This window comes from Actinophytocola sp. KF-1 (assembly GCF_054661535.1).
The window spans coordinates 211,461-234,156 of sequence record NZ_BAAFVK010000011.1; the positions used below are offsets into that span (position 1 = coordinate 211,461).

At 69.9% G+C, this 22,696-nt stretch carries 22 protein-coding genes; 8 read left to right on the plus strand and 14 right to left on the minus strand.

From position 1 onward, the window contains the following. Positions 1-3 precede the first annotated feature (3 nt). The 4 genes from ACYQ77_RS30965 to ACYQ77_RS30980 form a co-directional block, all read right to left on the minus strand. The gene (locus tag ACYQ77_RS30965; RefSeq protein WP_459717359.1) at positions 4-540 is read right to left on the minus strand and encodes a PQQ-binding-like beta-propeller repeat protein; all 537 of its coding nucleotides are present in this window, start codon (positions 538-540) and stop codon (positions 4-6) included. A gap of 70 nt (positions 541-610) precedes the next feature. Beyond that, positions 611-3,412, minus strand: a complete 2,802-nt coding sequence (locus ACYQ77_RS30970) for a vitamin B12-dependent ribonucleotide reductase (RefSeq protein WP_459717361.1) — start codon at positions 3,410-3,412, stop codon at positions 611-613. 116 nt (positions 3,413-3,528) lie between these two features. Next, on the minus strand, positions 3,529-3,996 hold the full coding sequence (gene nrdR, locus ACYQ77_RS30975; RefSeq protein ID WP_459717362.1) for a transcriptional regulator NrdR: 468 nt from the start codon (positions 3,994-3,996) through the stop codon (positions 3,529-3,531). Positions 3,997-4,465: 469 nt separating this feature from the next. Then, positions 4,466-4,912: a LysM peptidoglycan-binding domain-containing protein gene (locus tag ACYQ77_RS30980; protein WP_459717364.1), complete on the minus strand. Its 447-nt coding sequence runs from the start codon at positions 4,910-4,912 to the stop codon at positions 4,466-4,468. 302 nt (positions 4,913-5,214) lie between these two features. Here ACYQ77_RS30980 and lexA point away from each other — a divergent pair, with 302 nt between their 5' ends. Then, complete coding sequence (lexA, locus tag ACYQ77_RS30985) at positions 5,215-5,904, plus strand: transcriptional repressor LexA (RefSeq protein WP_459717366.1); 690 nt, start codon at positions 5,215-5,217, stop codon at positions 5,902-5,904. A gap of 102 nt (positions 5,905-6,006) precedes the next feature. Here lexA and ACYQ77_RS30990 read toward each other — a convergent pair whose 3' ends face one another. The 5 genes from ACYQ77_RS30990 to ACYQ77_RS31010 all read right to left on the minus strand — a co-directional run bounded on the left by ACYQ77_RS30990 (position 6,007) and on the right by ACYQ77_RS31010 (position 11,055). Further along, complete coding sequence (locus tag ACYQ77_RS30990) at positions 6,007-7,029, minus strand: hypothetical protein (protein WP_459717368.1); 1,023 nt, start codon at positions 7,027-7,029, stop codon at positions 6,007-6,009. Positions 7,030-7,086: 57 nt separating this feature from the next. Then, a complete protein-coding gene (gene hflX / locus ACYQ77_RS30995; RefSeq protein ID WP_459717370.1) occupies positions 7,087-8,541 on the minus strand; it encodes a GTPase HflX in 1,455 nt (484 codons plus the stop codon). Between the two features lie 75 nt (positions 8,542-8,616). After that, on the minus strand, positions 8,617-9,453 hold the full coding sequence (dapF, locus tag ACYQ77_RS31000; RefSeq protein WP_459717371.1) for a diaminopimelate epimerase: 837 nt from the start codon (positions 9,451-9,453) through the stop codon (positions 8,617-8,619). A 4-nt stretch (positions 9,454-9,457) separates the two neighbouring features. Then, positions 9,458-10,357, minus strand: a complete 900-nt coding sequence (gene miaA / locus ACYQ77_RS31005; protein WP_459717373.1) for a tRNA (adenosine(37)-N6)-dimethylallyltransferase MiaA — start codon at positions 10,355-10,357, stop codon at positions 9,458-9,460. After that, positions 10,354-11,055 carry a class III extradiol dioxygenase subunit B-like domain-containing protein gene (locus ACYQ77_RS31010; RefSeq protein WP_459717374.1) on the minus strand — a complete coding sequence of 234 codons (702 nt, stop codon included), beginning with the start codon at positions 11,053-11,055 and terminating at the stop codon, positions 10,354-10,356. Before ACYQ77_RS31010 ends, miaA begins: the two co-directional genes overlap by 4 nt. 241 nt (positions 11,056-11,296) lie before the next feature. Between ACYQ77_RS31010 and ACYQ77_RS31015 the strand changes: the two genes are divergently transcribed. Next, positions 11,297-12,637 carry a DUF349 domain-containing protein gene (locus ACYQ77_RS31015; protein ID WP_459717376.1) on the plus strand — a complete coding sequence of 447 codons (1,341 nt, stop codon included), beginning with the start codon at positions 11,297-11,299 and terminating at the stop codon, positions 12,635-12,637. Positions 12,638-12,780: 143 nt separating this feature from the next. Here ACYQ77_RS31015 and ACYQ77_RS31020 read toward each other — a convergent pair whose 3' ends face one another. Together ACYQ77_RS31020 and miaB are read right to left on the minus strand one after the other, a co-directional pair. Next, positions 12,781-13,233: an Rv2732c family membrane protein gene (locus ACYQ77_RS31020; RefSeq protein ID WP_459717378.1), complete on the minus strand. Its 453-nt coding sequence runs from the start codon at positions 13,231-13,233 to the stop codon at positions 12,781-12,783. Next, positions 13,230-14,702 carry a tRNA (N6-isopentenyl adenosine(37)-C2)-methylthiotransferase MiaB gene (gene miaB, locus ACYQ77_RS31025; protein ID WP_459717379.1) on the minus strand — a complete coding sequence of 491 codons (1,473 nt, stop codon included), beginning with the start codon at positions 14,700-14,702 and terminating at the stop codon, positions 13,230-13,232. Before miaB ends, ACYQ77_RS31020 begins: the two co-directional genes overlap by 4 nt. Before the next feature lie 174 nt (positions 14,703-14,876). Between miaB and ACYQ77_RS31030 the strand changes: the two genes are divergently transcribed. The 5 genes from ACYQ77_RS31030 to ACYQ77_RS31050 all read left to right on the plus strand — a co-directional run bounded on the left by ACYQ77_RS31030 (position 14,877) and on the right by ACYQ77_RS31050 (position 18,883). Further along, positions 14,877-15,605: an amino acid ABC transporter ATP-binding protein gene (locus ACYQ77_RS31030; RefSeq protein WP_459717709.1), complete on the plus strand. Its 729-nt coding sequence runs from the start codon at positions 14,877-14,879 to the stop codon at positions 15,603-15,605. A 62-nt stretch (positions 15,606-15,667) separates the two neighbouring features. Further along, positions 15,668-16,567, plus strand: a complete 900-nt coding sequence (locus ACYQ77_RS31035) for a glutamate ABC transporter substrate-binding protein (protein WP_459717381.1) — start codon at positions 15,668-15,670, stop codon at positions 16,565-16,567. 79 nt (positions 16,568-16,646) lie between these two features. Beyond that, on the plus strand, positions 16,647-17,294 hold the full coding sequence (locus ACYQ77_RS31040; protein ID WP_459717383.1) for an amino acid ABC transporter permease: 648 nt from the start codon (positions 16,647-16,649) through the stop codon (positions 17,292-17,294). Between the two features lie 61 nt (positions 17,295-17,355). Next, a complete protein-coding gene (locus ACYQ77_RS31045; RefSeq protein ID WP_459717385.1) occupies positions 17,356-18,261 on the plus strand; it encodes an amino acid ABC transporter permease in 906 nt (301 codons plus the stop codon). Further along, the gene (locus tag ACYQ77_RS31050; protein WP_459717387.1) at positions 18,251-18,883 is read left to right on the plus strand and encodes a class I SAM-dependent DNA methyltransferase; all 633 of its coding nucleotides are present in this window, start codon (positions 18,251-18,253) and stop codon (positions 18,881-18,883) included. Before ACYQ77_RS31045 ends, ACYQ77_RS31050 begins: the two co-directional genes overlap by 11 nt. Here the strand turns inward: ACYQ77_RS31050 and ACYQ77_RS31055 are convergent. Continuing rightward, entirely contained in the window at positions 18,880-19,551 is a 672-nt protein-coding gene (locus ACYQ77_RS31055) for an SDR family oxidoreductase (RefSeq protein WP_459717390.1), read from the minus strand. The two genes, ACYQ77_RS31050 and ACYQ77_RS31055, sit on opposite strands and share 4 nt — an antisense overlap. 55 nt (positions 19,552-19,606) lie before the next feature. On the opposite strand from ACYQ77_RS31055, the gene ACYQ77_RS31060 reads away from it, so the two are divergent. Beyond that, a complete protein-coding gene (locus tag ACYQ77_RS31060) occupies positions 19,607-19,972 on the plus strand; it encodes a MerR family transcriptional regulator (RefSeq protein ID WP_459717391.1) in 366 nt (121 codons plus the stop codon). 55 nt (positions 19,973-20,027) lie between these two features. Here ACYQ77_RS31060 and ACYQ77_RS31065 read toward each other — a convergent pair whose 3' ends face one another. Together ACYQ77_RS31065 and ACYQ77_RS31070 are read right to left on the minus strand one after the other, a co-directional pair. After that, complete coding sequence (locus ACYQ77_RS31065; RefSeq protein ID WP_459717394.1) at positions 20,028-20,789, minus strand: succinate dehydrogenase/fumarate reductase iron-sulfur subunit; 762 nt, start codon at positions 20,787-20,789, stop codon at positions 20,028-20,030. Next, entirely contained in the window at positions 20,786-22,693 is a 1,908-nt protein-coding gene (locus ACYQ77_RS31070; RefSeq protein ID WP_459717395.1) for a fumarate reductase/succinate dehydrogenase flavoprotein subunit, read from the minus strand. Before ACYQ77_RS31070 ends, ACYQ77_RS31065 begins: the two co-directional genes overlap by 4 nt. Between the last annotated feature and the right edge of the window lie 3 nt (positions 22,694-22,696).

Consider the following 22,696-nt stretch of genomic DNA (forward strand, 5'->3'; position numbering starts at 1 on the left):
GTGTCACCCCTCGGCGACCAGCACCGTGCCCTTCGTGAGGACCAGCAGCCGGTTCGGGGCCAGGCGGTGGCAGGCGTGCACCCGTCTGCGGAGGCGGCGGATGAAGTCGTGGCTCACCGCGACGCCCGGCGCCAGTTCCCGGGCGAGCGGCCCAGCGGGGACCGGCCGGGGCGTACCCGTTGTGAGGTCGAACGCACGAATCGGGGTGTAGCCACGCCAGCCGCCCACCAGCACGGTGTCCCCCGTGACGACGACGTTGCCGCTGAACGGGGCCAGCTCAGCGCGCCACACCAACGTTCCGGTGTGGACGTCGAGGCACAGCAGGTCGGACGGGGTCTGCGGCAGCACCAGGCAGTAGGAGCCCGCGAGCACCAGGTCACGTGGCCAGGTGCCCGCCGGCACGTCCCACCGGACCGCGCCGTCGTCCGGGTCGAGGCTGACGAGCCGGGTGCGGCGTTCGTGCACGACGACGTGACCGGGCGTGGTCGCGACCGCCGTGGCGCGACCGGCCTGGTGCAGGTCGCGTTCCCAGACGATCACGCGGACAGTGCACCAGACGCACGAAACGGGGGAGCCGCCGGATGGCGACTCCCCCGTCCCGGTCGTCAGGTCAGCTGCAGCCGGACGTCGAGCCGCAGCCTTCGCAGACGTAGCACGAGCCCGCGGGGCGCATCTTCGTGCCGCACGTCATGCAGAGTGGTGCGTCGGCGGCCTTGCCGAGGTGGAGTTCCAGCAGCTCGGTGGAGCTGTGGGCCTCCTTGACCTCCGGCTTGGCGGCCGCCACGGCCGGACGGGCCGGGCTGGCTTCGACCGTGCTGCGCATGCCCTCGATGTCGACGTCACCCGACGGGGCGTAGTCGTTGTTCAGCTGGGCCGAGCGCTCGTCCGCCGTGAAGATGCCCAGCTGGGCACGCTTCTCGTACGGCAGGTAGTCCAGCGCGAGCCTGCGGAACAGGTAGTCCAGCACGCTGGTGGCGATGCGGACGTCCGGGTCGTCGGTCATGCCGGCCGGCTCGAAGCGGAGGTTCTGGAACTTCGAGACGTAGAACTCCAGCGGGATGCCGTACTGGAGACCGACGGAAATGGACATGGAGAACGCGTCCATGACGCCGGCGAGCGTGGAGCCCTGCTTGCCCAGCTTGACGAAGATCTCGCCGAGGCCGTCGTCGGGGTAGCTGCCCGCGTGCAGGTAGCCCTCGGCGCCGCCGACGGTGAAGGACACCGTCTGGGACGGGCGCTTCTTCGGCAGGCGCTTGCGGACCGGGCGGTACTCGACGACCTTTTCCGGCTCGGCGTCCGCCTTGGCGCCCTTGCCCGCGGACAGCGGCTGGCCGACCTTGCAGTTGTCGCGGTAGATGGCCAGCGCCTTGAGGCCCAGCTTCCAGCCCTGGAAGTAGATCTCCTCGACGTCCTCGACGGTCGCCGCCTCCGGCATGTTCACCGTCTTCGAGATGGCGCCCGAGATGAACGGCTGGACCGCGGCCATCATGCGGACGTGACCCATGGGCGCGATGGAGCGCTCGCCCATGGCGCAGTCGAACACCTCGTAGTGCTCCTTGCGCAGGCCCGGGGCGTCGATGACGTGGCCGTGCTCGGCGACGTACTCGACGATCGCCTCGATCTGCTCGTCCTGGTAGCCCAGGGCCTTCAGCGCACGCGGCACGGTCTGGTTGACGATCTGCATGGAGCCGCCGCCGACCAGCTTCTTGAACTTCACGAGCGCCAGGTCCGGCTCGATGCCGGTGGTGTCGCAGTCCATCATCAGGCCGATGGTGCCGGTGGGCGCCAGCACCGAGGCCTGCGCGTTGCGCCACCCGTTGGCGGCGCCGATCTGCATGCCGCGCTGCCACTCCTGCGTCGCGAGCCGCTGCACGGTCGCGTCGTTGTGGTGGTAGGTGCGGATCAGGTCGTTCGCCGCGGCGTGCTTGCGCATGACCTTCTGGTGCGCCTCGGCGTTGCGGGCGTAGCCGTCGTACGCGCCGACCACGCCGGCCAGCTCAGCCGAGCGGCGGTAGGCGGTGCCGGTCATCAGCGACGTGATGCTCGCCGCCAGGGCGCGGCCGCCCTCGGAGTCGTACGCGTGACCGGTCGCCATCAGCAGCGCGCCCAGGTTGGCGTAGCCGATGCCCAGCTGGCGGAACTTGCGCGTGGTGTCGGCGATCGGCTCGGTCGGGAAGTCCGCGAAGCAGATCGAGATGTCCATCGCGGTGATGATCAGCTCGACCGACTTGGCGAACAGCTCCGCGTCGAACGTGCCGTCCTCGCGCAGGAACTTCATCAGGTTCAGCGACGCCAGGTTGCAGCTGGAGTTGTCCAGGTGCATGTACTCGCTGCACGGGTTCGACGCGGTGATGCGGCCCGACTCGGGGCACGTGTGCCAGTCGTTGATCGTGCTGTCGTACTGGATGCCCGGGTCGGCGCACTCCCACGCGGCCTGCGCCATCTTGCGGAAGAGCGACTTGCCGTCGACCTCCTCGATGACCTCACCGGTCGTGCGGGAACGCAGGCCGAACTGGCCGCCCGACTCGACCGCGTGCATGAACTCGTCGGACACGCGGATCGAGTTGTTGGCGTTCTGGTACTGCACCGACGTGATGTCGGCGCCGCCGAGGTCCATGTCGAAGCCCGCGTCGCGCAGGACGCGGATCTTCTGCTCTTCCTTGGCCTTGGTCTCGATGAACTCCTCGACGTCCGGGTGGTCGACGTCGAGCACGACCATCTTCGCGGCGCGGCGGGTGGCGCCACCGGACTTGATGGTGCCCGCGGACGCGTCGGCGCCACGCATGAAGGAGACCGGGCCGGAGGCGGTGCCGCCGGAGGACAGCAGCTCCTTGGAGGAGCGGATGCGGGAGAGGTTGAGGCCCGCGCCGGAACCGCCCTTGAAGATCAGGCCTTCCTCGCGGTACCAGTTCAGGATCGAGTCCATGGTGTCGTCGACGGCGAGGATGAAGCAGGCGGACACCTGCTGCGGCGAGGACGTGCCCACGTTGAACCAGACCGGCGAGTTGAAGCTGAACACCTGGTGCAGCAGCATCCAGACCAGCTCGTGCTCGAAGATCGTGGCGTCGTCCTGCGTGGCGAAGTAGCCGTGCTCGATGCCGGCGTCCACGTAGGTCTTCACGACCCGGTCGATGAGCTGGCGGAGGGAGTGCTCCCGCTGCGGGGTGCCGACCGCGCCGCGGAAGTACTTGCTGGTGACGATGTTCGTGGCGTTGACCGACCAGAACTCGGGGAACTCGACGCCCCGCTGCTCGAAGTTGACCGTGCCGTCACGCCAGTTGGTCATCACCACGTCGCGGTGCTCCCACGTGACCTCGTCGTACGGGTGCACGCCCTCGGTCGTGTACACCCGCCGCACGGTCAGCCGCTGCGGTGTCGCGGCCTCCTTGTCGGTCCCCACCGTCTCCGTCATGACCTCTCCCTCGTTACTCGCACGTTGTGGTGTGGGCACGCTCGCTCCCGTGTACGGACCCACCGTCCGCCGTGACCGTTTGCCAACCCCGTAACGCCGTCGTGTACGGCTTCTACTCATTCGCTTCTCTCGCCGGGCTCGACCGCACGCCGCAGCCCGGCGATCTCCTTCTCGAAGTCCTCAATGGACGAAAAACTTCGGTAGACGCTGGCGAAGCGCAGGTAAGCGACCTCGTCGAGCTCCCGGAGCGGGCCGAGGATCGCCAGCCCGACCTCGTTGCTCGGCACCTCGGCGGCGCCGGTCGACCGGATCGACTCCTCGACCTTCTGCGCCATCTGCTGCAGGGCGTCCTCGTCGACCGGGCGGCCCTGGCAGGCGCGCCGCACCCCGTTGACGACCTTCTCGCGGCTGAACGGCTCGGTGACCCCCGACCGCTTCACGACCGCGAGGACGGCCTCCTCGACGGTGGTGAACCGCCGGCTGCACTTCGCGCAGGACCGCCTGCGCCGGATGACCTGCCCGTCGTCCACCTCACGTGAGTCGACGACCCGGGAGTCCGAGTGCCGGCAGAACGGACAACGCATGGGACACCCCCGTCTGGTGATCGACATGTGGACAACCTGTGGGCAAGTCCACCCCAACCTGTGGACTAACTACAGCGTTGTAACTACTAGATGTTGGGGTCGACGGTATGCCTAGACGCCACATGATGCAAGTCGACACGACGCGCGACACGCGGTCCGGGGACATGCCGCCAGGGATGCCACCGCGGGTAGCGACCGGACCCGCGCGAGTCACCGGGAGGGTGACACCACAGGGAGACGCCCGCGAACGGATCGTGTCGACGGGGCACGTGGCTCGGGAGGGTGCCACAGCGGGAGGCGCACGCCGACGAGGGGTACCGGCCACACCGGGAAGGCCCGTGCGCTAGAGGACGCCGGGCACGGGAACAGGCAGGCGGCGATCGAGCCGCGAAGAAGGCGGGCTCACCGGGGACAGCGACAGGGCGACGCGACTCAGCGCCGGTCAGCGACTACGGACCGAGGCGGGAACTCACTTCTCGACGGGAACGGTCAACGGCTGCCCGGGCTGCACGGCCCCGTCGACGCCGTTCAGCTCCCGGATCCGGTCGACGACCGCCGACGCGTCCGAGCCGGGGGCGACGCGCCCGGCCAGCTCCCACAGGTTCTCCCCCGGCTTGACCCGGACGACCGTCGTCTCCGACGGGACGGACGGCGCGACGGCACTCGACAGGGCACCCAGGCCGTAGACGGCGGCGGCCGCCACCGAGGCCACCGCCAGCACCCAGACGGCCGACAGCCGGGGCCTGCGCGGCGCGCACGACGCGACCACCCGGGGCGCACCGGCCGCGGGCGCCCGCCGGCGGGTCGGCGGCCGGTGCGCGGGCACGCGCCGGACGACGCGCACGGGCGCCGACCGCTCCGCACGCGGAGCCGGGACCTGCGCTTCCACCTCTGACCTGTGCGCCGCCACACTCATGACCGTCTCCTGACCACTCTCGAACACCTGCGCGAAGCTCGAACAGTCGTTCGATCGAACCTTCGTGCGATTTTGTACCACGGGGCACCGACAAAAAACGAGACCCGCCCGGCGTGTCGTCGAACAGGTGTTTGATCTCCAGGTGGCCTACGGATAACGTCGAGGACGCACACGAACATTCCGGGCGCCACGTGGGCACCCGGCGCGCAGGGAGGCATGCAGTGCCACGCAAACCAGGAGGAATACCGAAGGGCGTCCCGAAGCGGAAGCCGTTGCGGGGCAACCTACGCAGTTTCCCCGACGTGGACCAGGCCGACGGTGAGGGGCTGCCCGTCCGCCAGCGGGAGGTGCTCGACGTCATCCGCACGTGGGTGGAGCGGTTCGGTTACCCGCCGAGCGTCCGCGAGATCGGCGAGGCGGTCGGGCTGACCTCCACCTCGTCGGTGGCCTACCAGCTGCGGGCGCTGGAGCAGAAGGGCTACCTGCGGCGGGACCCGAACCGGCCGCGCGCGATCGGGGTGCTGCCTGCGGACGTCGACCCGGCCACCGTGCGTGCCGCCGCGGCCGAGGCGGCCCCGGCCGACGAGGCCGCCGCCGAGGTCGCGATCGCCACGCCGACCGCCGCGTACGTCCCCGTGCTCGGCCGCATCGCCGCTGGTGGGCCCATCCTCGCCGAAGAGGCCGTCGAGGACGTGTTCCCGCTGCCCAAGGAGATCGTCGGCGAGGGCTCGCTGTTCCTGTTGAAGGTCGCCGGTGACTCGATGGTCGACGCCGCGATCACCGACGGGGACTGGGTGGTGGTGCGCCAGCAGCCCACCGCCGACAACGGGGAGATCGTCGCCGCCATGATCGAGGGCGAGGCGACGGTCAAGACGTTCAAGCGCAAGGACGGGCACGTGTGGCTGATGCCGCACAACGAGGCGTACGAACCCATTCCCGGTGACGACGCCACCATTCTCGGCAAGGTCGTCGCCGTCCTGCGCAGGCTCTAGAAAGAGAAATGGTCGTCGGCGCGCCGCACGCCGACGAACGAAAAGCACGAACCCGCGGCGATCGTGGCAGTAGCCTCCCGCACGATCGCCGCGGGTTTTTCGTCAATACGACTTACGCCGCCGAGTCCAGCGGAACAGCAAATACACAACGGCGACCACGACTACCGTCACAGTGGCCGCCGGTATTGCCGGCAGCCCCTCCTTGGCCGGTGGCGATTCCGAGACGTTCGACGCCGCCGCCGGTTCCGGCTTTCCCGGCGGCGGTTTCGGCGCCACCAGCCGCGCCGCGCCCGCCACCACGCGCACCGGTTCGCCGACCCCCTCCGACGCCGAGAGCAGCGACCCGTCCGGCTGGAACGCGATCGCCTCGCCCTGCGCCTCGTCCGGCAGCGGGATCCGCACCGGCTTCGCGGACAGCGCGCCCACGACGTCGCCGTCCTTCATCGGGAACAGGTACGCGTCGGTGTAGGTCCGCAGCGCGATCGCCGTGCCGTCGGGGCTGGTGGCCGCGCCGGTCACGGTCACCGAACCGACGATGCCCGGCACCGGGCCACCCGGGGTGTCCGTGCTGCTGAGCCGCACCGCCAGCACGTGCCGCAGCGGCGTCGGGCCGGGTGAGGTGAGCGGCGCGGCGGGACGGTAGACGTCCGCGGTGCCGAGCGGGCTCTTCGTGACGATGAACGGGGTGCCGTCGGGCGCCAGCAGCAGCGCTTCCGCGTCGTGCTTGCCGTCGGGGTACGTGAGCCGGTACAGCGTCGACTCGCCCGCGGGCGAGAGGGAGATGAGCGCGACGGTCTCGCGGTCGGCGTCGTTGTCGCCGGTGTCGGACAGCCAGAACGTGCCGTCCGCCGCGCGGGCCATGTCCTCGACGTCGTACGGGTCGGTCGGACCCGTGACCACGTCCTGGACCTGGCAGTCCTTGCCGAGCACGAACACGGTGGCGGCCGCGCCGCCGTCGTTGGTCGCGTACCAGTGGTCGTCGTCGGCCGCGAGGCCGGACAGCTCACCCAGTTCGGGATCGGTGACCGTGCACGCCACGGCGGGCGCGGGCACCTGTGCCAGTGCCGCCGGAGTCGCCGTCAGCAACCCCAGCGGCACCAGGAACGCGAGCGCAGCCGACCGCACCGGCACCTCCCCTGAGCCTGTGGACGAGATCCACGGTAGCGGCCCAGGGGGTTCCCGTCAGGCGGAAGTGCCGTTCACCAGGTAGCTCTCGAGCGCACCCGCCAGATCGGGCTTGACCTTGGCGGACAGCTCGGTGCCGTGCTCGGTGTGGCGCTCGGCGAGCACCTCACCCTCGCGGTGCACGCGGGCCACGAGCTCGCCCCGCGTGTACGGCACGAGCACGTCGACCTCGATGTGCGGCCGCGGCAGCAGCTCGGCGACCCGCTCCCGCAGCTCCGGGATGCCGGCCCCGGAGTGCGCGGACACGAACACCGCGCCGGGCAGCAGGTGCCGCAGCCTGGTGCGCGACAGCTCGTCCATGGCGTCGGTCTTGTTGACCACGACCAGCTCGGTCGGCAGCGCCTCGTCGCGCCGGTCGGAGATCTCGCCGAGCACCTCGCGCACGGCCTCGACCTGCCACTCCGGGTTCGGGTCGGAGCCGTCCACCACGTGCAGGATGAGGTCGGCGTCGGCCACCTCGTCGAGCGTGGAGCGGAACGCCTCGACCAGCTGGTGCGGCAGGTGCCGCACGAACCCGACGGTGTCGGTCAGCGTGTAGACGTGCCCCTCCGGGGTGGTGGTCCGGCGCGTGGTGGCGTCCAGGGTGGCGAACAGCGCGTCCTCCACCAGTGCGCCCGCGCCGGTCAGCGCGTTGAGCAGGCTCGACTTGCCCGCGTTGGTGTACCCGGCGATCGCGACGCTCGGCACGAGGTTGGCCCGCCGCTGGCTCCGCATGGTGTCCCGCACGGTGCCCATCGCGGCGATCTCCTTGCGCAGCTTGGAGATCTTGTGCCGGATGCGCCGCCGGTCGGTCTCGAGCTTGGTCTCACCGGGACCGCGCAGACCCACACCGCCGTTGCCGCCGCCTGCACGGCCACCGGCCTGGCGGGACAGCGTGTCACCCCAGCCACGCAGGCGTGGCAGGAAGTACTGCAGCTGGGCCAGCTCGACCTGCGCCTTGCCCTCCCTGGACCGCGCGTGCTGCGCGAAGATGTCCAGGATCAGCGCGGTGCGGTCGATGACCTTGACCTTGAGCTTCGCCTCCAGCTGGCGCAGCTGGGACGGCGAGAGCTCACCGTCGCAGATCACGGTGTCGGCGCCGGTCGACGCGACCACCCCGGACAGCTCCTGGACCTTGCCGGAGCCGATGTAGGTGGCCGGGTCCGGCCGGTCACGCCGCTGCACGAGACCTTCGAGGACCTCGGAACCGGCGGTCTCCGCGAGCCGGGCGAGCTCCGCGAGCGACGCGTCGGACTGAGCGGCACTGCCCTCGGTCCACACGCCGACGAGGATGACCCGTTCCAGCCGCAGCTGCCGGTACTCGACCTCGGTGATGTCCGAGAGTTCGGTCGACAGTCCGGCGACCCGCCGCAGCGCGGCGCGGTCGGAGAGCTCGAGTTCACCTGCAGAGAGCTCAGCCAGGTCAGTCAACCCGTCGTCTTCGGCTTGCTGATGATTGAGATTCTCTGTCACGTGGTGAACGCCTCCGTCTTCCCGGTTTCGCTGTCCCATGAATGGTCCCATGTTTCAGCGCCCGGATCGACCGGGTTATTCCCCGACGGCGTCCCACCAAACCCGGTCCAGCTCGCCGCGGGCCACGAAAACCGCTGGTCCGGACAGGGTCGACTGCTCGGGGTCGACGGTCACCCGCACCCGCCCGCCGGGGACGTCGACGGTGGCCGCGCCGCTGTGCTCACCGCGTCCGTACAGCACCCCGGTGACGGCCGCGACCGTGCCGGTGCCACACGAACGGGTTTCGCCGACCCCCCGTTCGTGGACCCGCATGCGCAGCCGGTCCGGGGCCTCGACGACCACGAACTCGACGTTCACCCCGTCCGGGAACACGTCCGGGTCGTACACGGGCGGCACGCTCAGGTCCAGTGACGCGAGCTTGTCGACGTCCTCCAGCACGCACACCAGGTGCGGGTTGCCGACGTTCACGGCGACCCCCGCGACCGACGCGCCACCCACCGTGGCCAGCGACGACCCGGTCACCCGCGCCCGGCCCATGCCGACGGTGACCTGCTCGCCGACGGTCACCGCGCGAACCCCGGCGCGGGTGCCGATGGCGAACTCGCGCTCGCGCACCAGGCCCGCGTCGACGAGGTAGCGCGCGAACACGCGCACGCCGTTGCCGCACATCTCGGCGATCGAGCCGTCGCCGTTGCGGTAGTCCATGAACCACAGGTCGTCGGGCACGTCGGAGGGCCGGTCGTCGACCGCCTTGGCGGGCACCACCCGCAGCACGCCGTCGGCGCCGATGCCCGCGCGGCGGTCGCAGAGCACGCGGACGCGCGCCGCGGTCAGGTCGAGCGTGGCGCCGGGGTCGGGCAGCAGCACGAAGTCGTTCTCGGTGCCGTGCCCCTTCAGGAACGGAATGCCCACGTCATCAGGCTAGACACCGGGCCAGCGCGGTGCCCACCAGGTTCGGGTCGGCGGCGTCCAGCCATTCGATGCGCTGGTCGCGGCGGAACCACGAACGCTGGCGGCGGACGAACCGGCGGGTCGCCTGGGCGGTCGCCGCGGCGGCGGCCGCCATGTCGTGGTCGGCGTCGAGCTGGTCGAGCACCTGCTGGTAGCCCAGCGCCCTGGACGCCGTGCGCCCGATGCGCAACCCCTGTTTCTCCAGCTCCAGCACCTCGTCGACGAGACCGTGCGCGAACATCAGGTCCACCCGGCGGTCGACGCGGTGGTCCAGGTCGGCGGTGGCGAGGTCGAGGCCGAGCTGCAGCGTGTCGTAGCGGGCGGGGCCGGGCCGCGGCATGGTCGCGGAGAACGGGCGGCCGGTCAGCTCGATGACCTCCAGTGCGCGGACGACGCGGCGGCCGTTGCTGGGCAGGATCGCGGCCGCGGCGACCGGGTCGAGCTCCGCCAGCCGGTCGTGCAGGCGCTGCGCGCCGGTCTCGGTCAGCTCCTGTTCGAGGCGGGCGCGGATGTCCGGGTCGGTGCCGGGGAAGTCCAGGTCGTCGAGGACGGCGCGCACGTAGAGGCCGGAGCCGCCGGTGAGGATCGGGACGCGGCCTGCGTCGAGGAGCTCCTCGACGATCGCGCGGGCGTCGCGCTGGTAGGCGGCGACGGACGCGGTCTCCGTGACGTCGAGGACGTCGAGCAGGTGGTGCGGGACGCCCTTGCGCTCCTCCTCGGTGACCTTCGCCGTGCCGATGTCCATGCCGCGGTAGAGCTGCATGGCGTCGGCGTTGACCACCTCCCCGCCCAGCTCCAGGGCGAGCGCGACGGCGAGGGCGGACTTGCCGGTCGCCGTGGGACCGACGATCGCGATCGGCCTCATCGGACGGGGTCCAGCACCGCGAAGTGGTACGCGACCCCGAACGGGATCGTCATCCGCGCGTCCGAGGTCCACTCGCCGTGGGCGAGCGCACCGGCGAGGACCTGCCACGGCGCGCGGCCCTCGGCGCCCAGCTCGTCCGCGAGGACGGGGTCGAGCGCCATGAGCGCTTTCGCGTCCGCGTTCGCGAGCGCGTCGTGGACGGCGTCGTCGAACGGCCCCGCCCGGTCGTCGGGCCTGCCGGGGGCGCGGTCGCCGTGGCGGTGGGAGCCGTCGCCGGCGATCAGGAGACCGACCGGTTCCGGGGTCGCGGCGAGTTGTTCGCCCAGCGCGTGGCAGTCGTCCGGGGACAGGTCGGCCGGCACGAGGTGCATGGTGACGTCCTGCGCGCCCACCTGTGCCCGCAGCCAGGCCGTGACCAGCGCGGACAGTGGCATCGCGGGGTCCGGCGGGCCGGTGGCCGCGTCGCTCATGCGGGCCGTGACGTCGACGCCGAAACCGGCGAACGTGCCCACCGCACCGGGCCCGAGCACCGCGGCCGGACCGGCGCCGACCGCGAGCCAGTGCGGTGCGGCGCTGGTCAGGCGGGTCGCGACCGCCAGGCAGGCGGCCCGCACCGCGGTCACGTCGGCGTCGGTGCCGACGACGAGCTCCGGCACGAGCAGCGGCGGGTGCGGGAGGACGGCGGCGCGGACGATCACGGGATCCGAGGCTACCCACCAGGTGGGGAACGTGAACTCTCCGGGCTCACGACGTCACACTGCGCTGTCCGTGGCCACCGGTGTCGGCCGTGGAGTACCGAGGCGCGGCGTGACCTGTTTGAATGCGCGCGGGTGCTGTGCGATTCGACGCGTCCGGCACCGAACACTGCCAGGCCCCGCGCGAGCGGGGCGTCCGCGACGGGAGGACCGTCAGCGGGCACGTGAGCGGGAGGAACGGGCCATGACGGACAGGGACATCAGCGCTGAGGCGAGCGCCACCACGAGTACCGAGGAGCCGGCCGCGGCGCCTGCCGCACCAGCGCCCTCCGCACCCGCTCCCTCGGCGCCGACGGTCGCCGCCGCGTCGGCGCACCCGGAGAAGTGGGGCCGGGTGGACGCCGACGGCACGGTGTACGTCAAGACCGAGGACGGCGAACGCGCGATCGGGTCGTGGCAGGCGGGTGAGCCCGCGGAGGGCCTCGCGCACTACGCGCGCCGGTTCGACGACGTGCGCACCGAGGTGGAGCTGCTCGAGGCACGGCTGAAGGCGGGCTCCGGCGACCCCAAGCACAGCCTGACCAGCGCCAAGCACATCAAGGACAGCCTGAAGGACGCGGCGCTGGTCGGTGACCTGGCCGCGTTGAACGCCCGGGTCGACTACGTGCTGGCGAAGGCGCAGGAGGCCGTCGAGTCGGTCAAGCACGCGCGCGACGAGGCCCGGCAGGCCGCGGTCGCCCGCAAGCAGGCGCTGGTCGAGGAGGTCGAGAAGATCGCCGAGTCGTCCACGCAGTGGAAGGCCGCGGGCGACCGGCTCCGCGCGATCCTCGACGAGTGGAAGACGATCAAGGGCGTCGACCGCAAGACCGACGACACGCTGTGGAAGCGCTTCTCGAAGGCGCGCGACACGTTCAACCGCAGGCGCGGGTCGCACTTCGCGGAGCTGGACCGGCAGCGCGCGTCGGCCAAGGAGCGCAAGCAGGAGCTGGTGAAGCAGGCCGAGGAGCTGTCCGACTCCGACGACTGGGGCGGCACCGCGGCGGCCTACCGCGAGCTGATGACCGAGTGGAAGGCAGCGGGCCGCGCGCCGAAGGAGGCCGACGACGCGCTGTGGCAGCAGTTCCGCGCGGCGCAGGACAAGTTCTTCTCGCGGCGGTCGGCGGTGTTCGACGAGCGCGACGCCGAGCTGGTGGAGAACGGCAAGCGCAAGGAGGCGCTGCTGGTCGAGGCGGAGAAGATCAACCCCGCCGCCGACCTCGACGCCGCCCGCGCGCACCTGCACCGGATCCAGGAGCGGTGGGAGGAGATCGGCAAGGTCCCCCGCGACCGGATCCGCGAGCTGGAGGGCCGTCTGCGCGCGGTCGAGGAGAAGGTCCGGCAGGCGGCGGACGCCCAGTGGCGGCGGACCGACCCCGAGGCGGAGGCGCGGGCCGCGCAGTTCCGCGAGCGGGTCGAGCAGTTCGAGGCCCAGGCCGCCAAGGCCCGCGCCGCGGGCGACAAGCGCCGCGCCGAACAGGCCGAAGCGCAGGCCGCCCAGTGGCGCGAGTGGCTGGCAGCAGCAGAAGCCGCGGTAGCCACCCGCTGACCCCGGACCCCGCGAGTCGCGCTCTCGCGCACATCGAGTTGTACGTTTCGTGCACATCCGCCGTGGGCGGACCTGCACGAAACTGACAACTCGGTATGCCTGAGAGCGCGACTCGCGGTGTTTGAGAGCGGGACTCGCGGGGGTTAGGTGCGGGAGGCTGCTGTGCGGAACCACTGGATGGCGATGGCCACCATGGCGATCTCCGCGATGATCAGGCCGATGCCCAGGTCGGTGCCGGAGGACTGGCGGGACCAGATGGCCAGGACGCCGTCCACGGACGCGAACCAGCCGCCCGCCGCGCCGACCCACGCGAAGAACCAGCGGCGGGTGGTCAGTGCCAGCGCCGACGTGAGCACACCGAACAGCACCGCCGTCGCCGCGAACAGGCGCGGGACCATCGACGCCTTGCCGGTCTCCTGACCGATCAGCACCTCGAGGCCCGACGCCCCGTTCATCCACGGCAGGACGAGGCCGACCAGCAGGACGAAGACGGCCACCGCGATCACGACCGCGCGGCCGCCCAGCTCGACCGTCCGCGCGGCGCGGCGACCGACCTCGTCGATCTCCTCGCGCATCTGGTCGTCGGACTCGGTCATCGGACTGCGCATCCACCCACCGGTTCGTTCGTTGCCGCGGGCGGGCCGAACGACGGCAGGCCCAGCCCGACCCCGGACGTGCGGGGCCGCACGCCCTCCTCGAAGTTGTCACCCGCACGGGTGCGCCGGTGTGACACCAGCGGCCCGTCGGCCACCAGGTGGTGCGGCGCGCCGTAGGTGATCACGGTCTCCACCACGTCACCGGGCCGGACCGCGGCGTCGCCGGGCGCGAAGTGCACCAGCCTGCCGTCGCGGGCGCGGCCGGACATGCGCCGGGTGTCGGCGTCCTTGCGGCCCTCGCCGGTGGACACCAGCACCTCGACCCGCTGCCCCACGAGCGCCTTGTTCGCGGCCCAGGACACCTCCTCCTGCACGGCGATGAGCCGGTCGAAGCGGTCCTGGACCACCTCCTTCGGCAGCTGGTCCGGCAGCGACGCGGCCGGCGTGCCGGGCCGCTTGGAGTACTGGAACGTGAAAGCCGACGAGAACTTCGCGGCCCGCACCACGTTCAGCGTCTCCTGGAAGTCCTCCTCGGTCTCGCCGGGGAAGCCGATGATGATGTCGGTCGTGATGGCGGCGTCCGGCATCGCGGCACGCACCTCGTCGATGATCGACAGGTACCGGGCCTGGCGGTAGGACCGGCGCATCGCCTTCAGCACCCGGTCCGAACCGGACTGCAGCGGCATGTGCAGCTGGTGGCACACGTTGGGCGTCTCGGCCATCGCGGCGATGACGTCGGAGGTGAAGTCCTTCGGGTGCGGCGAGGTGAACCGCACGCGCTCGAGGCCCTCGATCTCCCCGCACGCCCGCAGCAGCTTGCCGAACGCGTACCGGTCGCCGAACTCGACACCGTAGGAGTTGACGTTCTGCCCCAGCAGGGTGACCTCGAGGACGCCCTCCGCGACCAGCGCCTGCACCTCGGCCAGCACGTCACCCGGACGGCGGTCCTTCTCCTTGCCGCGCAGCGACGGCACGATGCAAAAAGTGCAGGTGTTGTTGCAACCGACCGACACCGACACCCACCCGGAGTGCGCGGAGTCGCGGCGGGCGGGCAGCGTCGACGGGAACGTCTCGAGCGACTCCAGGATCTCCACCTGGGCCTCGGCGTTGTGCCGCGCCCGCTCCAGCAGCACCGGCAGCGCGCCGATGTTGTGGGTGCCGAACACGACGTCCACCCACGGCGCCTTCTTGACGATGTCGCCGCGGTCCTTCTGCGCGAGGCAGCCGCCGACGGCGATCTGCATGCCGGGATTCGCGATCTTGGCCGGCCGCAGGTGGCCGAGGTTGCCGTACAACTTGTTGTCGGCGTTCTCGCGAACGGCGCACGTGTTCAGCACGACGACATCGGGCACGCCGTCGTCCCCGGCCGGCGCGTAACCAGCGTCTTCGAGCAGGCCGGCCAGCCGCTCGGAGTCGTGCACGTTCATCTGGCAACCGAACGTGCGTACCTGGTAGGTGCGAGTGCTCATCTCAGTGACCGAGGGTACGCGTGACCTCATTGAGACCTTGTCGGTGGTCGATCTGGATGAACTTCATATCCGGTAGCGGTAGGTTTCGCCCATTACCGGGCCGCTACCCTCAGCACGCCTGGCGTACCCGCGCACGTTGGAGGATTGATGACCGAAGCGGCTACCGACACCCCCATGATCCGCATGGTGGAGGTGGACAAGTACTTCGGCCAGCTTCACGTGCTCAAGAACATCAACATCGAGGTGCCGCGCGGACAGGTGGTCGTGGTGCTGGGGCCGTCCGGGTCCGGCAAGTCGACGCTGTGCCGTGCGATCAACCGCCTCGAGCCGATCAACTCCGGTCTGATCGAGATCGACGGCAAGCCCCTGCCCGCCGAGGGCAAGGAGCTGGCGAGCCTGCGCGCGGACGTCGGGATGGTCTTCCAGTCGTTCAACCTCTTCGCCCACAAGTCGATCCTCGACAACGTGATGCTCGCGCCGGTGAAGGTGCGCAAGGTCGCGCAGCCGGAGGCGAAGCGCACGGCGATGGAGCTGCTCGAACGTGTGGGCATCGCCAACCAGGCGCAGAAGTACCCTGCTCAGCTCTCCGGCGGTCAGCAGCAGCGGGCCGCCATCGCGCGGGCGCTCGCCATGAAGCCCAAGGTCATGCTCTTCGACGAGCCGACCTCGGCGCTCGACCCCGAAATGATCAACGAAGTGCTCGACGTCATGACCACCCTCGCGGACGAGGGCATGACGATGCTGGTCGTCACCCACGAGATGGGTTTCGCGCGCAACGCGGCGCACCGGGTGGTGTTCATGGCGGACGGTGAGATCGTCGAGGACTCCACCCCGAAGGAGTTCTTCTCGGCGCCGAAGTCGAACAGGGCGAAGGATTTCCTTGGCAAGATCCTCACACACTGAGGACCCGAAGCGGCGTGTTCGCCCCGCGCCGCGTGACCAACTAGAGCAGGAGTGAAGTGGCAATGAGGGTTCGTACCCTTGCGATCGGGCTGCTGGTCGGTGGCCTCGCCCTGACGGCGTGCGGCAAAGAGGGCGCGCCGTCCGACAACGTGACCGGTGGTGGCCCGTCGACGACGGCCGCGGTGGAGACCGACGTCAAGGTCGAGGGCTCCCCGACGTTCGACCGCATGAAGCAGAACGGCAAGGTCGTCATCGGTGTCAAGGAGGACCAGCCCGGTCTCGGCTACAAGGACCCGACCACGGGCGAGTACTCCGGTTTCGACATCGAGATCGCGCGCCTGATCGCCGCCAAGCTGGGCTTCGGCGAGGACAAGATCGAGTACAAGACCGTGCAGTCCGCCGGTCGTGAGGCCGCCATCACCAACGGCACCGTCGACTACTACGTCGGCACCTACACGATCAACGACAAGCGCAAGCAGCAGATCTCGTTCGCGGGCCCGTACTTCGTGGCCGGCCAGGACCTGCTCGTCCGCAAGGACGACTCCTCGATCACCGGCAAGGACACCCTCAAGGGCAAGAAGGTCTGCTCGGTGACCGGCTCCACGCCGATCCAGCGCATCCGCGACGAGAACCTGACCGAGCCGGGCAACATCGTCGAGTTCCAGGGCTACTCGCAGTGCGTCGACAAGCTGCTGACCAAGGAGGTCGACGCGGTCACGACCGACGACGCCATCCTCAAGGGCTTCGCGTCGCAGGACCCGGACAACCTGAAGGTCATCGGTGAGACCTTCTCCGAGGAGCCGTACGGCGTCGGCCTGCCGCACGACGACAAGGCGCTGCGGGACAAGGTGAACGACATCCTGGAGGCCGCCCTCGAGGACGGCACCTGGCAGGACATCTACGACAGCACGCTCGGCAAGTCGGGCTCGAAGGCCGAGAAGCCGACGATCGACCGCTACTGATCCGACCCTGATGGTGGGTGGTCACCGCACGTCGGTGGCCACCCACTGTCATACCACTACCACCAGCGGGGAAGGCCCGATGAACATACTGATCGACTACTGGCCGTTGTTCCGCGACGGCTTCCTCACCACGATCGAGTTGTTCTTGCTTGCCGGTGTCGCGTCGTTGATATTCGGCGTGTTCCTGGCGATGCTGCGGGTCAGTCCCGTGCCGGTGTTCCGCGCCGCGGGCACGCTCTACGTGACGGTCGTGCGGAACACGCCGCTGACGCTGGTGTTCCTGTTCTTCGTCTTCGCCTACCCGTACCTGGACATCATCGAGATGTCCTTCTTCACCGCCGCGGTGGTCGCGCTCTCGGTGTACACCTCGGCGTTCATCTGCGAGGTCGTGCGCTCCGGCATCAACACGGTGCCGCTCGGCCAGGCGGAAGCCGCCCGCGCGCTCGGCCTGACGTTCGGCCAGTCGCTGTCGCAGATCATCCTCCCGCAAGCGCTGCGGTCGGTGGTGCCGCCACTGGTGAGCACGCTGATCGCCCTGTTGAAGAACACCACGATCGCCGCCGGTTTCTCCGTCGCGGAGGCGGGCCGGATCCGGTCCGTGCTCTCGGACGACGGTGAGAACCAGCTGGTCGGCCTCCTGTGGGTGTCACTGGGCTTCATCATCCTGGTCATGGTGCTCACGCTGATGCAGCGGACCCTCGAGAAGCGTTGGAGCGTCGCACGGTGAACGGAGCTCGCGGAGTGAACCATCGGTGTCCTCGAACGCTCGGAGCCTGCGAGGAGCGGTCATGAGCAATGTCCTCTTTGACGTGCCGGGGCCCCGCGCCCGCGCGCGTCACCGCGTCTTCGCCGTCCTCGGCATCCTGGTGCTGGTCGGCATCGTCGCCTACGTCGGCTGGCGCTTCTACGACAGCGGCCAGTTCACGGCCCGCAAGTGGGAGTGGATCCAGTACACGAAGATCCAGGAGGACCTGATCGCGGCGGTCCTCGCGACGCTGCAGGCGTTCGCCCTGGGTGCCGTGCTGGCGCTGTTGTTCGGCGCGATCTTCGCCGCGGGCAGGCTGTCGGACCACAAGCCGATCCGGATGGTGTCCACGTTCGTCGTGGAGCTGTTCCGGGCCGTCCCGCTGCTGATCCTGATGTTCCTGTTCTACTACGGCCTGCCGTCGGTCGGCATCAAGATGTCGCCGTACATGGCCGTGGTGCTGGGCCTCATGCTCTACAACGGCTCGGTGCTCGCCGAGGTGTTCCGTGCCGGCATCCAGGCGCTGCCGCGCGGGCAGTCGGAGGCCGCGTACGCGCTCGGCATGCGCAAGACGCAGGTGATGGTCCTCATCCTGCTGCCGCAGGCGCTGCGGTCGATGATGCCGACGATCATCAGCCAGCTCGTCGTGCTGCTGAAGGACACCGCGCTCGGCTTCCTCATCACCTACGAGGAGCTGCTGCGGTTCGCGCAGCGCATCGGCGGCGACGGGCTGTTCAGCAGGCCGTTCGTGCCGACCGCGCTGGTGGTCGCCGCGATCTACATCGGACTGTGCCTGCTGCTGACCTGGCTCGCCAACTACCTGCAGAAGCGGGAGCGGCGCAGCAAGAAGCACATCGAGCTGGCGGACGGCGGCGCCAAGGCGCAGCAGGTGGTGTTGATCGGAGACGCGGGTGCCGGTGGCGCGGGTGGCGCGGCCGGTGGCAACTGATTTCCTGGCGGCCACCCGGTCCTCCTACGACCGGGTGGCCGCCGACTACCACGAGTACGGCCTCGAGGAGATGGCGCGCCAGCCCGTGGAACGGGCGGTGCTCGCCATGTTCGCGTCGCTCGTGGACGGACCGGTGCTCGACGTGGGTTGCGGCACCGGCCTGGCGACCGCCTGCCTCCACGGCCTCGGCGCCGACATCAGGGGCGTGGACCTCTCACCCGGCATGCTGGCGGTCGCCCGCCGGACGTGCCCGGGGGTGGACTTCGCGGAGGCGTCGATGCTGGCGCTCCCCCACGCGGACGCCACGTTCGCCGGTGTGATGGCGTGGTACTCGACGATCCACGTGCCGGACAACCTGCTGCCGACCGCGCTGTCGGAGCTGACGCGCGTGCTGCGGCCGGGTGGACACCTCATGCTGGGGTTCCAGGTGGGTGACGAGCCACGCCACCTGACGTCCGCCCTCGGCCACGACCTGGACCTGGTCTTCCACCGCCGCCGCCCGGACCGGATGGCCGCGCTCCTGGCCGCCGCGGGCGCGCCGGTGCGGGTCACGACGGTCCGCGAGGCGCAGGAGGGCGAGCTGACCGACCAGGCGTTCCTGGTGGCGAGGAAAGCCGCCTAGCCCACGAGCGCGGCCTTGACCGCCGCGGTGTCGCTGTCGGCGATGACCTCGGGCAGTCCTGCCTCGAGGCCGTCGAGGGCAGTGGCCACCACCTCGGCGGGGTCGTTCTTGGGGATGTCGAACGCGGCCACCATGTCGGTGTCCGTGGCGGACAGGTGCAGGCCGGTCACCGTCGTGCCCTGGGCGGCGAGTTCGAGGCGGACCGCGTTGGTCATGCTCCACGCCGCGGCCTTCGCCGCCGCGTAGGCGTTGGCGCCGTCGATGACGCTCCAGGACAGGGCCGACAGGACGTTCATGATCGCCCCGCCGCCGTTCGCGGCCAGCACGGGGGCGAACGCGCGGACGACCTCCAGGGTGCCGAAGTAGTGGGTGTCCATCTCCAGCCGGATCTTGGCGGGGTCGCCCGTGACGAGGTTCTGCATCGTCGCCACTCCCGCGTTGTTGATCAGCAGGGTCACGTCCTGCGCGGCCTTGGCCGCCGCGGCGACCGAGGCCGGGTCGGTGATGTCCAGGGGCAGCACCTCCACCCCGGGGAGGTCGACGAGGTGCGGGCGGCGGGCGGTGGCGTAGACCTTCGCGGCGCCCCTCCTGAGCAGTTGCTCGGCGAAGTGCCTGCCGAAACCGCGGTTGGCGCCGGTGACGAGTGCGACGGAGTCATCGATCTTCATGACGACTACGCTAAAACCTGACGTTGACGTCAGAGGCAAGGTGACGGGAGCCACTGTGCGCATCGGAGAGCTGGCGACGCGGGCCGGGGTGAGTGTGCGGGCGCTGCGGTACTACGAGGAGAACGGTCTGCTCGCCGCGGAACGCAGCCCCAGCGGCCAGCGGCACTACGGCGAGAAGGCGGTCGCCCGCGTGCGGTGGATCCAGCAGCTGTACCAGGCGGGACTGTCGAGCAAGACGATCGTCAAGCTGCTGCCGTGCTTCGACAACGACGAGGTGCACGACGGCGTGCTGGAGCTGCTGCACACCGAACGCGCCCGCATCGACCGGCAGGTGCACGAACTGATCGACACCCGCGACCGCCTCGACCAGGCGATCGCCTCGGCCGTCGCCTTCCGCGACGGCGTGCCCTGCCCGCGCTGAACAGAAAGCACGGGAGCCGCACGACGTTCGTGCGGCTCCCGTGTGGACTGCGGTGTCAGTGGCGGCTGCCGCTGCGGCGGAACAGCTTGTTGCCCAGCCACACCACCGGGTCGTACTTGCGGTCGACCACGCGCTCCTTCATCGGGATCAGCGCGTTGTCGGTGATCTTGATGTGCTCGGGGCACACCTCGGTGCAGCACTTGGTGATGTTGCAGAACCCGAGACCGTGCTCGTCCTGCGCCTCGCGCACGCGGTCCGCCTGGTCGAGCGGGTGCATGTCCAGCTCGGCGACGCGCATGAGGAAACGCGGACCCGCGAAGTGCTCCTTGTTCTCCTCGTGGTCACGGATGACGTGGCAGGTGTTCTGGCACAGGAAGCACTCGATGCACTTGCGGAACTCCTGCGAGCGCTCGACGTCCTGCTGCTTCATCCGGTACTCGCCGAGGCCGAGGTCCTTCGGCGGCGCGAAGGCCGGGATCTCCCGCGCCTTCTGGTAGTTGTACGACACGTCGGTGACGAGGTCGCGGATCACCGGGAACGTGCGCAGCGGCGTGACGGTGATGGTCTCCGACTCGGAGAACACCGACATGCGCGTCATGCACATCAGCCGCGGCATGCCGTTGATCTCCGCGGAGCACGAGCCGCACTTGCCCGCCTTGCAGTTCCAGCGCACGGCGAGGTCCGGCGCCTGCGTGGCCTGCAGGCGGTGGATGATGTCGAGGACGACCTCACCCTCGTTGACCTCGACGACGTAGTCCTGCAGGTCGCCGCCGTCGGTGTCGCCGCGCCACACCTTGAAGTTGGCCTTGTAACTCACTTTCCACTCCTCTGCGGGTGGGCGGCCAGTTCCTCGTCCGTGAAGTACTTCTCCAGCTCGGACAGCTCGAACAGCTCGAGCAGGTCCTCGCGCATCGGCACCTGCTCCTTCGGCGTGACCTTCGCGCCGTCGTCGTAGGCCTCGCACACCAGCAAGGTGTTGCGCCACTTGGCGTCCATGCCGGGGAAGTCGTCGCGGGTGTGACCGCCGCGGCTCTCCGTGCGCAGCAGCGCGGCCTTCGCGACGCACTCGCTGACGAGCAGCATGTTGCGCAGGTCGAGCGCGAGGTGCCAGCCCGGGTTGAACGCGCGGGCGCCCTCGACGGCCACGTTCTTCGCCCGGGCCTTCAGCTCCTCGAGCTTGTCCAGCGCCTGCTGGACTTCCTCTTCCTTGCGGATGATGCCGACGAGGTCGTTCATCGACTGCTGCAGCTCGGCGTGGATCGTGTACGGGTTCTCCGCCTGGCCGCCTGCCGGGAAGTCGAAGGGGCTCGTCGCCCGCTCCGCCGCGGTGTCCACATCGGACTCGGAGATCTTCGGCCGCTGGTCGAGCGAGTCCACGTACTCCGACGCGCCGAGGCCCGCACGACGGCCGAACACGATCAGGTCGGACAGCGAGTTGCCGCCGAGGCGGTTGGAGCCGTGCATGCCGCCCGCGACCTCACCGGCCGCGAACAGGCCCGGCACGATCGACGACGCGGTGTCCGGGTCGACCTCGACGCCACCCATCACGTAGTGGCAGGTCGGACCGACCTCCATGGGCTGCGCGGTGATGTCGACGTCCGCCAGCTCCTTGAACTGGTGGTACATCGACGGCAGGCGCCGCTTGATCTCCTCGGCGGGGAGGCGGCTCGCGATGTCGAGGAACACGCCGCCGTGGGGTGAGCCGCGGCCGGCCTTGACCTCGGAGTTGATCGCGCGGGCGACCTCGTCGCGGGGCAGCAGGTCGGGGGTGCGGCGGTTGTTGTCCTGGTCGGCGTACCAGCCGTCGGCTTCCTGCTCGGTCTCCGCGTACTGGCCCTTGAACACGTCCGGGATGTACTCGAACATGAAGCGCTTGCCGTCGGAGTTCTTCAGCACGCCGCCGTCACCGCGGACGCCCTCGGTGACCAGGATGCCCTTCACCGACGGCGGCCAGACCATGCCGGTCGGGTGGAACTGGACGAACTCCATGTTGATCAGCGTCGCGCCCGCGCGCAGTGCCAGCGCGTGGCCGTCGCCGGTGTACTCCCAGGAGTTCGAGGTGACCTTGAAGGACTTGCCGATGCCGCCGGTCGCCAGCACGATCGCGGGTGCCTCGAACAGCACGAACTTGCCGGAGTCGCGCCAGTAGCCGAACGCGCCCGCGATGCGGTCGCCGTCCTTGATCAGCTCGGTGATGGTGCACTCGGCGAAGACCTTGAGCTTGGCCTCGTAGTCGCCGAACTCCGCGAAGTCCTCCTGCTGCAGCGAGACGATCTTCTGCTGCATGGTGCGGATCATCTCGAGGCCGGTGCGGTCACCGACGTGCGCGAGGCGCGGGTAGGTGTGGCCGCCGAAGTTCCGCTGGCTGATCTTGCCGTCCTTGGTGCGGTCGAACAGCGCACCGTAGGTCTCCAGCTCCCAGACGCGCTCCGGCGCCTCCTTGGCGTGCAGCTCGGCCATCCGCCAGTTGTTGAGGAACTTCCCGCCGCGCATGGTGTCGCGGAAGTGGACCTGCCAGTTGTCCTTCTCGTTGACGTTGCCCATCGAGGCGGCGCAGCCGCCCTCGGCCATGACGGTGTGGGCCTTGCCGAAGAGCGACTTGGAGATGATCGCGGTCTTCTTGCCCTGCTGCCGGGCCTCGATGGCGGCGCGGAGACCGGCGCCACCGGCACCGATGACGATGACGTCGTAGTCGAATCGCTCGACCTGAACCTGAACCATGGT

What these genes read in the sequence shown, in the direction of transcription:
- ACYQ77_RS31035 (WP_459717381.1), top strand. Translation starts at nt 15,668, where the DNA reads ATGAGGGTTCGTACCCTTGCGATCGGGCTGCTGGTCGGTGGCCTCGCC.
- miaA (WP_459717373.1), bottom strand. Translation starts at nt 10,357, where the DNA reads ATGAGGCCGATCGCGATCGTCGGTCCCACGGCGACCGGCAAGTCCGCC.
- ACYQ77_RS31040 (WP_459717383.1), top strand. Translation starts at nt 16,647, where the DNA reads ATGAACATACTGATCGACTACTGGCCGTTGTTCCGCGACGGCTTCCTC.
- ACYQ77_RS30970 (WP_459717361.1), bottom strand. Translation starts at nt 3,412, where the DNA reads ATGACGGAGACGGTGGGGACCGACAAGGAGGCCGCGACACCGCAGCGG.
- miaB (WP_459717379.1), bottom strand. Translation starts at nt 14,702, where the DNA reads ATGAGCACTCGCACCTACCAGGTACGCACGTTCGGTTGCCAGATGAAC.
- ACYQ77_RS31020 (WP_459717378.1), bottom strand. Translation starts at nt 13,233, where the DNA reads ATGACCGAGTCCGACGACCAGATGCGCGAGGAGATCGACGAGGTCGGT.
- ACYQ77_RS31015 (WP_459717376.1), top strand. Translation starts at nt 11,297, where the DNA reads ATGACGGACAGGGACATCAGCGCTGAGGCGAGCGCCACCACGAGTACC.
- ACYQ77_RS31030 (WP_459717709.1), top strand. Translation starts at nt 14,877, where the DNA reads ATGATCCGCATGGTGGAGGTGGACAAGTACTTCGGCCAGCTTCACGTG.
- nrdR (WP_459717362.1), bottom strand. Translation starts at nt 3,996, where the DNA reads ATGCGTTGTCCGTTCTGCCGGCACTCGGACTCCCGGGTCGTCGACTCA.
- ACYQ77_RS31045 (WP_459717385.1), top strand. Translation starts at nt 17,356, where the DNA reads ATGAGCAATGTCCTCTTTGACGTGCCGGGGCCCCGCGCCCGCGCGCGT.
- ACYQ77_RS31055 (WP_459717390.1), bottom strand. Translation starts at nt 19,551, where the DNA reads ATGAAGATCGATGACTCCGTCGCACTCGTCACCGGCGCCAACCGCGGT.
- ACYQ77_RS30980 (WP_459717364.1), bottom strand. Translation starts at nt 4,912, where the DNA reads ATGAGTGTGGCGGCGCACAGGTCAGAGGTGGAAGCGCAGGTCCCGGCT.
- ACYQ77_RS31070 (WP_459717395.1), bottom strand. Translation starts at nt 22,693, where the DNA reads ATGGTTCAGGTTCAGGTCGAGCGATTCGACTACGACGTCATCGTCATC.